The following is a 9,321-nucleotide window of genomic DNA, read 5'->3' on the forward strand; positions in this document are numbered from 1 at the left end:
CGGCGCACCGCCTCCAAGATCGTGAACGTCCCGACGACATTGGCGTGCAGGAACGGCGCGGGATCGGCCAAGCCGTTGTCGACATGCGTTTCGGCGGCAAAGTGCACGACGGCGTCGGATTCGGCGACCAACTCGCCAACCAGATCCGCGTCAGTGATGTCGCCTTGCACCAATGTGATGTGCTCCGAGACGGGCGCCAGCGACTCGCGACTGCCCGCGTAGGTCATCGCGTCCAGCACCGTCACCGTGTCGGCTGGGTGGGCGCGCACAGTGCGGTGCACGAAATTGGCACCGATGAAGCCAGCGCCACCGGTAACCAGCATTCGCATGGAGCAAACCTTAGACCTGCCCTCAGCCGGCAGGCGTCAACCCCAGCGGTCCGGCCAGTGCTTCCAGCGCGCCCAGCAGCTTTCCGTCGGGTCCGCCCAACACCTGGATCGCCACATGATCGGCGCCGGAATCCACATGCTCGTTGAGGCGCGCTGCCACTTGCTCCGCTGTGCCGTAGGCGACCACGGCGTCAATCAGCTTGTCGCTACCGGGCTTACGCACATCGGAGTCGGTGAACCCGAGCCGACGCCAATTATTCACGTAGTTGCTCAGATCCAGATAGAACTCAACGGTCCGGCGACCGATTTCGTGGGCCTCGCCGGCGTTCTGGGTCAGCACGACCTTGTGTTCGGGAGCAAGGAACACCGTGTTGCCCAGGAGTTCGTGCGCCTGCGCGGTGTGCTCTGGAGTCGTCAGGTACGGATGAGCGCCGGCGCTGCGCTCCGCCGAGAGGGCCAGCACCTTGGGGCCCAGTGCCGCGAGCACCCGCCGACTGGTGGGCACCGAAGCGCCGTCGAGCACGTCGAGATATTCCACCAGTGCGTCGTAGGGCTTCTGGTAGACGTCAGTGTGCTCGGGGTGCCCGACTCCGATACCGAGCAAAAACCTTCCTGGGTAAGCCTTTTCGATGCGATGAAAGGATTCGGCGACGTCGGTGGCCGGCGAGGCCCAGATGTTGACGATCCCGGTCGCCAGCTGCAGTGTCGAGGTCTCCGCCAGGGCGGGCTCGACCCAGCTGAGGTCGGCGTCGGGGGAGCCGCCCACCCAGACCGCGCCGTAGCCCAGCGCCTCGATCTGTTTCGCCACGCCGGGGCTGACGGAACGACTGGGAAGCCACACGCCGTATCGACCCAAGTCGGGTTTGAGTGATACGCCCTCGCTCATCGAGTTCCCCCTGTGGGTTGTCAGGCCGGTGTCAGTCCCAGCGGGCCTGCGAGCTCGGCCAGCGCCGACACCAGGTTTTCATCTTTGGTCAGGATTTGCACGGGCACGTGGTCGGCGCCGGCGTCCAGATGCTCGGTGAGCCGCGCAGCGATGGCCGCCGGGCTGCCGTATGCCACTAGCGCGTCGATCAGGCGATCGCTGCCCGGGAAAGTCGTCTCTTCCTCGGAAAAGCCGAGCCGCTTCCAGTTGTTGCGGTAGTTGGCCAGGTTGAAGTACACCGGCAGCACTTTGCGGGCGACGGCACGCGCCTGCTCCGCGTCGGTGGTGAGCACCGCCTTGTGCTCGGGGGCCAGGAACGCTGACGGGCCGATCAACGTGCGGGCCTGCGCGGTGTGCTCCGGCGTGGTCAGATACGGGTGCGCGCCCGCACTGCGGCGCGCCGACAACCTGAGCACCTGCGGTCCCAACGCCGCGACCACCCGGCGGTCGGCGGGGACGCCGCATTCGTCGAGTTGATCGAGGTACTCCGCCAGCGCGTCGTAGGGCTTGCGATATTCGGACACCGCCTCGGGATGCCCGACGCCGATGCCGAGCAGGAAGCGGCCGGGATAGGCGCGGTCGATGCGATGGAACGACTCGGCGACCGGCCGGGCCGGCGCCGACCAGATGTTGACGATGCCGGTAGCCACCTGCAGCGTCGTCGTCGCCTCCAGGATGGGCTCGACCCAGTCCAGCTCGGCGGGCGGCGAGCCGCCGACCCAGACCGCCCCGTAGCCCAGGGCCTCGATGTCTCTGGCTTGTTCAGGCGTGACGCCGCGTCCGAATGACCCGAACCGGCCGAGATTGGGCTTCTGCGCCCCAGAATCGGTCATGGTGGCTCCAACCTACTGATCGCCCGGCGGTATTCCGGATTTGGCCTTGGGGGCGGCGCCGGGCTTACGGCCGCGCGCCTTCCTCGGCGGTGTCCTCGCCATCCTGGGGGAGCGCCACATCGACCACCGGCGGCAGCTCCAGCGGCAGCAAGACGATGAATCGGGTGTCGCCAGGCGCCGACTCGACCCGCAGGTCGCCATGGTGTTTTTTGACGACGATCTTCCAGGCCAGGTCCAGGCCCAGCCCGGTGCCCTCGCCCACCGGCTTGGTGGTGAAGAACGGCTCGAAGATGCGCTCGAGCACGTCTTCGGGGATGCCCGGACCGGTGTCGGCAATCTCCACGCGCAACATCTCATTGGCCTCGCGGCAGGTGCGGATGGTCAGCGTGCCGCCCGCGGTCCGCATCGCCGCGATCGCGTTGTCGATGATGTTCGTCCACACCTGGTTGAGATCGCCTGGATAACAAGGTATTCGCGGAAGGGTGCGATCGAATTCCTTGGCCACCTTGATCTGAGCGGTGCCGTCCTTGCCCAGTCGATCGGCGAACATGGTGACGGTGCTCTTCAGCAGGTCGTGGACGTCGGCCACCTGGAAGGGGGCGCGATCCAGCTGCGAGTACTGCTTGGCGTCGGCCACCAGCGCCGAAATACGTTGGCTCGCTTCGACAAGCTGATTCATCAGCAGCTCGCTCGCAATCGTGTACCTGATCCACTGGATCGCCAAACCCAACGACGTCGACGCTTCCAGATCGGCGGCGGTCGCGGCGATACGCTCAAGCCAATCGGTATCGATGCCACCTTCGACGAAGTCTGGCGCGATGTCCCATCCGCCGTCGATGCCGTGGTCGTCCAGCCAGTCGGCCACCGCGTCTTCGCGGTCCGATGTCTCGATCGCGTTTAGATGCACCGACGGCGACTTGGCCACCTGCTCGGCGACGGCATCTTGCAGTCTGACCAACGCATTCAGCGTCTCCGGGCTCACGGTGCCGTCGGCCAGCATCGCCAGCTTGCCGCGCATGTTGGAGATGCGACCGCGCAATTCCTGGGTCGCGCGGGCGATGGCGGCCGCCGGGTTGTTCAGCTGATGAGTGAGTCCCGCCGACAGCTGGCCGAGCGCCAGCAGCTTTTCGCGATTGTCGATCAGCCGACGGGTTCGCTCGGTACCGACGGCGATGCCGTCGAGCAGATGAACCGCCATCGGGAACTGGTCTTGCATGAACGCGGCGAACGCCGGGGCGTCCATCACGAAAAACCGCGACGGCTTGGTCACGTGTACCGATGCGGTGTAGAGCTGCTGCTTTTCGCCGGTGAACGCCTGCCACGCACCGCAATACACGCCGCGGTGCGAGGTCCGGTTGGTTTCGATGTCCTGGCCACCGGAGAGCTTGGACATCGCCAGCTCGCCCTCGATGAGCACGTAGAAACAGGTGGCCGGCTCGCCCTCGACGAACAGCGGGCCCGGTTCAAAGTGGTCGATCTGCCCGACGGCGCACAGCGTCGCGAGCTGTTCGTCGCTGAGCTGTTCGAAGAGGAACAGCGTGCGCAGTTCGTCTGCGTCACAGCCAGTTGTCGGAGCCATGACCTTAAGACTCCGCCAGATAACGGTGCGCCAGCATGACCGCCATCGACCCCTCTCCGACCGCTGCCGCGACCCGCTTCGCGGACTCGGACCGCACGTCGCCGGCCACGAAGACGCCCGGCACGCTGGTCTCCAGATGGTGTGGCGGCCGGTCCAGTGACCAGCCGCAGACGTTGCGCAGATCCGGGCCGGTGAGGATGAAGCCGTGTACGTCGCGGGCCAGCACACCGTCGAGCCAGTCGGTTCGCGGTGCCGCGCCGATGAAGATGAACATCCGGCCGCAGTTGACGTCCTCGGTGGTGCCGCTCCGGTTGTCGATCAGCGTGAGGGTCTCGAGGTGCTCATCGCCGGTGGCGCAGTGCACTTCGGTGCAGGTGCGGACGTGGATGTTGGGCCGGGCTTGGATCTGCTGGATCAGGTAGTGCGACATGGATGCTTCCAACGACGGCCCGCGCACCAGGATCGTCACCGATTTCGCCCGGCTGGACAGGTGCATGGCCGCCTGGCCGGCGGAGTTCGCCCCGCCGATGACGTAGACCTCTTCGCCTTCGCACTCCGCGGCGACCGAGGCTCCGTAGTAGACGCCGCGCCCGGACAGCGCGGCGCAGCCCTCGGCCGTCAACTGGTTGTAGGCGACACCGGTGGCGACGATGATCGCGCGCCCGTCGATGGAGCTGGCGTCGTCGAACCGCACGGTGCGCTTGGCGCCGCTCACCTCCAGGGCGACGGCTGTCCGGGTGGTGATGAGTTCGGCGCCGAATTTCTCGGCCTGTCGGCGGGCTCGGGTGGCCAATTGGTCGCCGGACACCCCGTCGGGAAAGCCCAGGTAGTTCTCGATCTTCGAACTCTGGCCGGCCTGCCCGCCCGTTGCGGTCGATTCGATCAACACCGTGTGCAGACCCTCCGACGCGCCGTACACGGCGGCGGCCAGGCCGGCCGGCCCGCCGCCGACCACGATCAGATCGTAGAAGTCCTGCGACGGCGTGGTCGTCAGGCCCAGGGTGTGGGCCAGCTCGGCGTCGCTCGGTTCGATCAGCGGGTCGCCCTTCTCGGTGACGACGACCGGTAGCCGCTTGCCGTCTTCGCCGGCAGCCAGCAGGAGTTGTTCACCGTCGGGTTGATCGGCCTCGAACCACGTGTAGTGCAGGCCGTTGCGGACCAGAAAATTGCGGGTCTCCCACGACCGCGCGTGCCAGCGATGCCCGATCAACTTGGTGTGCGGAGTCGGGCGCTCCGGGGTCCGCCGCCAGGCCTCCAAGAGTTCGTCGATGACGGGGTAGAGCTTCTCTTCGGGCGGATCCCACGGTTTGAGCAGGTAATGGTCCAGGTCGACGACGTTGATCGCGTCGATCGCGGCATGGGTGTCGGCGTAGGCGGTGAGCAGCACCCGCTTGGCGGCCGGGTAGAGGTCCATCGCCGCTTCGAGAAACTCGATACCGGTCAGGTGTGGCATCCGGTAGTCGGCGACCAGCATCGCGACCGTCTCACCGCGCAGCTTGAGCTGTTTGAGGGTGTTGAGCGCGTCGGGGCCCGATTCCGCCCGGAGGATGCGGTTGGCGTCGCCGTAACGGCGACGCAGATCGCGGGCGACGGCCCGGGACACCGCGGGATCGTCGTCGACGGTCAGCATGACCGGCTTGCGTGAGACGGCGTCGGTATGTGCGCGGTTGGTCATTGGCGTCAAGTATGCGCTTGTCAGAGCCGGCGCGTGCGCCGACGATGGCGCTGCCGGGTGCTCTGCCAGCGATTTTGGCCAGCACGTGTGAGCGGGTATCGTGGAGCAACGGTGCTTCATCGCGCTGGTTTCTCGCGTGCCCTGTCTTAGGAATTTCCTGTCACTGGCTCACGTTGTAGGGCCGGTGCATGCTGCGCCGGTACGGGCTCAGCAGCAACGAAACGAAAAGACGAGGACTCGAAGAGAAGTCATGGCCAAGAAGGACGGCGCCATCGAGGTCGAGGGCCGCGTGGTCGAGCCCCTGCCCAATGCGATGTTCCGCATTGAGCTGGAAAACGGCCACAAGGTGCTTGCCCACATCAGCGGCAAAATGCGGCAGCATTACATCCGCATCCTGCCCGAGGACCGGGTGGTGGTGGAGTTGTCTCCCTACGACCTGTCCCGGGGCCGCATCGTGTACCGCTATAAGTAAAAGCCCGAACACCGCAACCGACGAGAAGACAGAACAGGATCGAAAACAGCCGTGAAGGTGAACCCGAGCGTCAAGCCGATCTGCGACAAGTGCAGGGTGATCCGTCGGCATGGACGGGTCATGGTGATCTGCTCTGATCCGCGCCACAAGCAGCGCCAGGGCTAGAAACAGCACCCACAATCAGATCACGACAACTGCATACAGACCTCCCAGCACCACTGATCGGCTGAAATCTTTTCCAGATGGGCCGCTCAGTCACGTCCGGAACGGAGGCCGGACCCCGGAGCAGCGAGTTAGTTTCTGCGCCAGGGAACGGGCTGGGAATTGAGACCTCCGCATAGAGAAGGAATGCCATCCCATGGCTCGATTGATGGGCGTCGACCTCCCGCGCGACAAGCGCATGGAGGTCGCGCTGACCTACATCTTCGGCATCGGCCGAACCCGCTCCAACGAAATCCTGGCCGCGACCGGGATCGACAAAGATCTGCGCACCAAGGACCTCACCGACGATCAGGTGACCCAGATGCGCGACTACATCGAACGCAACCTCAAGGTCGAGGGTGACCTGCGCCGTGAGGTGCAGGCCGACATCCGCCGCAAGATTGAGATCGGCTGCTACCAGGGCCTTCGGCACCGCCGCGGCCTGCCAGTGCGCGGTCAGCGCACCAAGACCAATGCGCGCACCCGCAAGGGCCCCAAGCGCACCATCGCCGGCAAGAAGAAGGCCAGGTAAAACCATGCCCCCAACCAAAAAGCCTGGGCAGGCTTCCGCGAAGAAGGGTCAAAAGACCCGGCGCCGGGACAAGAAAAACGTCCCGCCCGGCGCCGCGCACATCAAGAGCACGTTCAACAACACGATCGTGACGATCACCGACCTGCAGGGCAACGTCCTGGCGTGGGCATCGTCGGGTCACGTCGGCTTCAAGGGGTCGCGTAAGTCGACTCCGTTCGCCGCACAGCTGGCCGCCGAGAACGCCGCCCGCAAGGCCCAAGAGCACGGCGTGAAAAAGGTCGACGTGTTCGTCAAGGGCCCGGGTTCGGGCCGCGAGACCGCGATCCGGTCGCTGCAGGCCGCCGGCCTCGAGGTCGGCGCCATTTCCGACGTCACACCGCAGCCGCACAACGGCTGCCGTCCGCCCAAGCGGCGCCGGGTCTAGAGGAGATAGAAAGACATGGCTCGTTACACCGGACCCATGACCCGCAAGTCGCGCCGTCTCGGCGTCGACCTCGTCGGTGGGGATCAGTCCTTCGAGAAGCGCCCCTACCCGCCCGGCCAGCACGGCCGCGCGCGGATCAAGGAGAGCGAATACCGCCAGCAGCTGCAGGAGAAGCAGAAGGCCCGCTTTACCTACGGCGTCATGGAAAAGCAGTTCCGCCGCTATTACGCAGAAGCGGCCGGCCGCCCCGGCAAGACCGGTGACGAGCTGCTGCAGATCCTGGAAAGCCGGCTCGACAACGTCGTGTACCGCTCCGGGATCGCCCGGACCCGTCGGATGGCCCGTCAGCTGGTCAGCCACGGGCACTTCACGGTCAACGGCGTCAAGGTGACCATCCCCAGCTACCGGGTGTCGCAGTACGACATCATCGACATCAAGGGCAAGTCGCTGAACACCGTGCCGTTCCAGATCGCCCGCGAGACCTCCGGTGACCGTCCGATCCCCAGCTGGATCCAGGTGGTCGGCGAGCAGCAGCGCATCCTGATCCACCAACTACCCGAGCGTGCTCAGATCGAAGTGCCGCTCACCGAGCAGCTGATCGTCGAGTACTACTCGAAGTAGCTCTGGCGCCGCATTCGCGGCGGCCAGAAACCCAAACGGCATCAAATAGCGGGTGCCGAGAAGGAGATAGAGAAACACCATGCTGATTTCACAGCGACCCACCTTGTCCGAAGAGGTCATCAGCGACAGCCGTTCGCAGTTCGTCATCGAGCCGTTGGAGCCGGGCTTCGGCTACACGCTGGGCAACTCGCTGCGGCGCACGCTGCTGTCCTCGATCCCGGGCGCCGCGGTCACCAGCATCCGCATCGACGGTGTGCTGCACGAGTTCACCACCGTGCCGGGCGTCAAGGAAGACGTCACCGACATCATCTTGAACCTCAAGAGCCTGGTGGTGTCCTCCGAAGAGGACGAGCCGGTGACCATGTACCTGCGTAAGCAGGGTCCGGGCGATGTCACCGCGGGCGACATCGTGCCACCTTCGGGCGTCACCGTGCACAACCCGGAGATGCACATCGCGACCCTGAACGACAAGGGCAAGCTTGAGATCGAGCTGGTCGTCGAGCGTGGCCGCGGATACGTTCCGGCCGTGCAGAACAAGGCATCGGGCGCCGAAATCGGCCGCATCCCGGTCGATTCCATCTACTCGCCGGTGCTCAAGGTCACCTACAAGGTGGACGCGACCCGTGTCGAGCAGCGCACCGACTTCGACAAGCTGATCCTCGACGTCGAGACCAAGAGCTCGATCGGACCCCGCGACGCGCTGGCGTCCGCCGGTAAGACCCTGGTCGAATTGTTCGGTCTGGCACGCGAACTCAACGTCGAAGCCGAGGGCATCGAGATCGGCCCGTCACCGGCCGAGGCCGACCACATCGCGTCGTTCGCACTGCCGATCGACGACCTGGACCTGACCGTGCGCTCCTACAACTGCCTCAAGCGCGAAGGCGTGCACACCGTCGGCGAGTTGGTCTCGCGCACCGAGTCCGACCTGCTCGACATCCGCAACTTCGGTCAGAAGTCCATCGACGAGGTGAAGGTCAAGCTGCACCAGTTGGGCCTGTCGCTCAAGGACAGCCCGGCCAGCTTCGATCCGTCGGAGGTTGCCGGTTATGACGTCGCCACCGGCACGTGGTCCGCTGAGGCCGCCGCCTACGACGACCAGGACTACGCCGAAACCGAACAGCTCTAAGACCCAACTGCTCGCAAGAGTGCCGTCCCGGCCCTACCTGATACGGGGGTCGGCCCCATTTAGGAGAAGTCGAAATGCCCAAACCCACCAAGGGTCCTCGCCTCGGCGGGTCGTCAGCGCACCAGAAGGCGATCCTGGCCAACTTGGCGACGGCGCTGTTCGAGCACGGCCGGATCAAGACCACCGAGCCCAAGGCGCGGGCGCTTCGGCCCTACGCCGAGAAGCTGATCACCCACGCCAAGAAGGGCACGCTGCACAACCGGCGTGAGGTGCTCAAGAAGATCCGCGACAAGGATGTGGTGCACGCCCTGTTCGCCGAGATCGGGCCGCACTTCGCCGACCGCAACGGTGGCTACACCCGCATCATCAAAGTAGAGAGCCGCAAGGGCGACAACGCCCCGATGGCGGTCATCGAACTGGTGCAAGAGAAGACCGTGACCTCTGAGGCCGACCGCGCCCGTCGGGTCGGCGCGTCGAAAGCCGCCGCCAAGGTCGAAGAGCCGAAAGCCGAAGAGCCGAAAGCCGACGAGGCCGACGAGGTCAAGGCCGAAGCCGAAGAAGTCGAAGAAGTCGAAGCAGGGGACGCGGACGAGTCCTGATCTGT

General features: G+C 65.4%; 12 protein-coding genes. 7 read left to right on the forward strand and 5 right to left on the reverse strand.

What is annotated here, in order from left to right; genetic code table 11:
• The 5 genes from AC2VOU_RS02570 to AC2VOU_RS02590 form a co-directional block, all read right to left on the reverse strand.
• A partial coding sequence (locus AC2VOU_RS02570; protein WP_486955951.1) for a GDP-mannose 4,6-dehydratase occupies positions 1-329 on the reverse strand: 329 nt, incomplete at its 3' end.
• A 22-nt stretch (positions 330-351) separates the two neighbouring features.
• Entirely contained in the window at positions 352-1,215 is an 864-nt protein-coding gene (locus AC2VOU_RS02575) for an LLM class F420-dependent oxidoreductase (RefSeq protein WP_486955952.1), read from the reverse strand.
• A 20-nt stretch (positions 1,216-1,235) separates the two neighbouring features.
• Entirely contained in the window at positions 1,236-2,087 is an 852-nt protein-coding gene (locus AC2VOU_RS02580) for an LLM class F420-dependent oxidoreductase (protein ID WP_486955953.1), read from the reverse strand.
• A gap of 64 nt (positions 2,088-2,151) precedes the next feature.
• Positions 2,152-3,666: an ATP-binding protein gene (locus tag AC2VOU_RS02585; RefSeq protein ID WP_486955954.1), complete on the reverse strand. Its 1,515-nt coding sequence runs from the start codon at positions 3,664-3,666 to the stop codon at positions 2,152-2,154.
• A 4-nt stretch (positions 3,667-3,670) separates the two neighbouring features.
• Positions 3,671-5,341, reverse strand: coding sequence for an NAD(P)/FAD-dependent oxidoreductase (locus AC2VOU_RS02590; protein WP_486955955.1), 1,671 nt, complete (start codon positions 5,339-5,341; stop codon positions 3,671-3,673).
• Positions 5,342-5,591: 250 nt separating this feature from the next.
• On the opposite strand from AC2VOU_RS02590, the gene infA reads away from it, so the two are divergent.
• The 7 genes from infA to rplQ all read left to right on the forward strand — a co-directional run bounded on the left by infA (position 5,592) and on the right by rplQ (position 9,316).
• Positions 5,592-5,813, forward strand: a complete 222-nt coding sequence (gene infA / locus AC2VOU_RS02595; RefSeq protein ID WP_003418601.1) for a translation initiation factor IF-1 — start codon at positions 5,592-5,594, stop codon at positions 5,811-5,813.
• Positions 5,814-5,864: 51 nt separating this feature from the next.
• Positions 5,865-5,978 carry a 50S ribosomal protein L36 gene (rpmJ, locus tag AC2VOU_RS02600; protein ID WP_003879483.1) on the forward strand — a complete coding sequence of 38 codons (114 nt, stop codon included), beginning with the start codon at positions 5,865-5,867 and terminating at the stop codon, positions 5,976-5,978.
• Positions 5,979-6,171: 193 nt separating this feature from the next.
• Positions 6,172-6,546: a 30S ribosomal protein S13 gene (gene rpsM, locus AC2VOU_RS02605; RefSeq protein ID WP_486955956.1), complete on the forward strand. Its 375-nt coding sequence runs from the start codon at positions 6,172-6,174 to the stop codon at positions 6,544-6,546.
• A gap of 4 nt (positions 6,547-6,550) precedes the next feature.
• On the forward strand, positions 6,551-6,970 hold the full coding sequence (rpsK, locus tag AC2VOU_RS02610) for a 30S ribosomal protein S11 (protein WP_486955957.1): 420 nt from the start codon (positions 6,551-6,553) through the stop codon (positions 6,968-6,970).
• Positions 6,971-6,985: 15 nt separating this feature from the next.
• Positions 6,986-7,591 carry a 30S ribosomal protein S4 gene (gene rpsD / locus AC2VOU_RS02615; protein ID WP_486941377.1) on the forward strand — a complete coding sequence of 202 codons (606 nt, stop codon included), beginning with the start codon at positions 6,986-6,988 and terminating at the stop codon, positions 7,589-7,591.
• A gap of 79 nt (positions 7,592-7,670) precedes the next feature.
• Positions 7,671-8,717 (forward strand): DNA-directed RNA polymerase subunit alpha, encoded by a 1,047-nt coding sequence (locus tag AC2VOU_RS02620; RefSeq protein WP_486941376.1) that lies wholly within the window; start codon positions 7,671-7,673, stop codon positions 8,715-8,717.
• Positions 8,718-8,791: 74 nt separating this feature from the next.
• Positions 8,792-9,316, forward strand: coding sequence for a 50S ribosomal protein L17 (gene rplQ, locus AC2VOU_RS02625; protein ID WP_486955958.1), 525 nt, complete (start codon positions 8,792-8,794; stop codon positions 9,314-9,316).
• The last annotated feature ends 5 nt before the right edge of the window (positions 9,317-9,321 follow it).

The organism is Mycobacterium sp. TH-M25, from assembly GCF_057473665.1.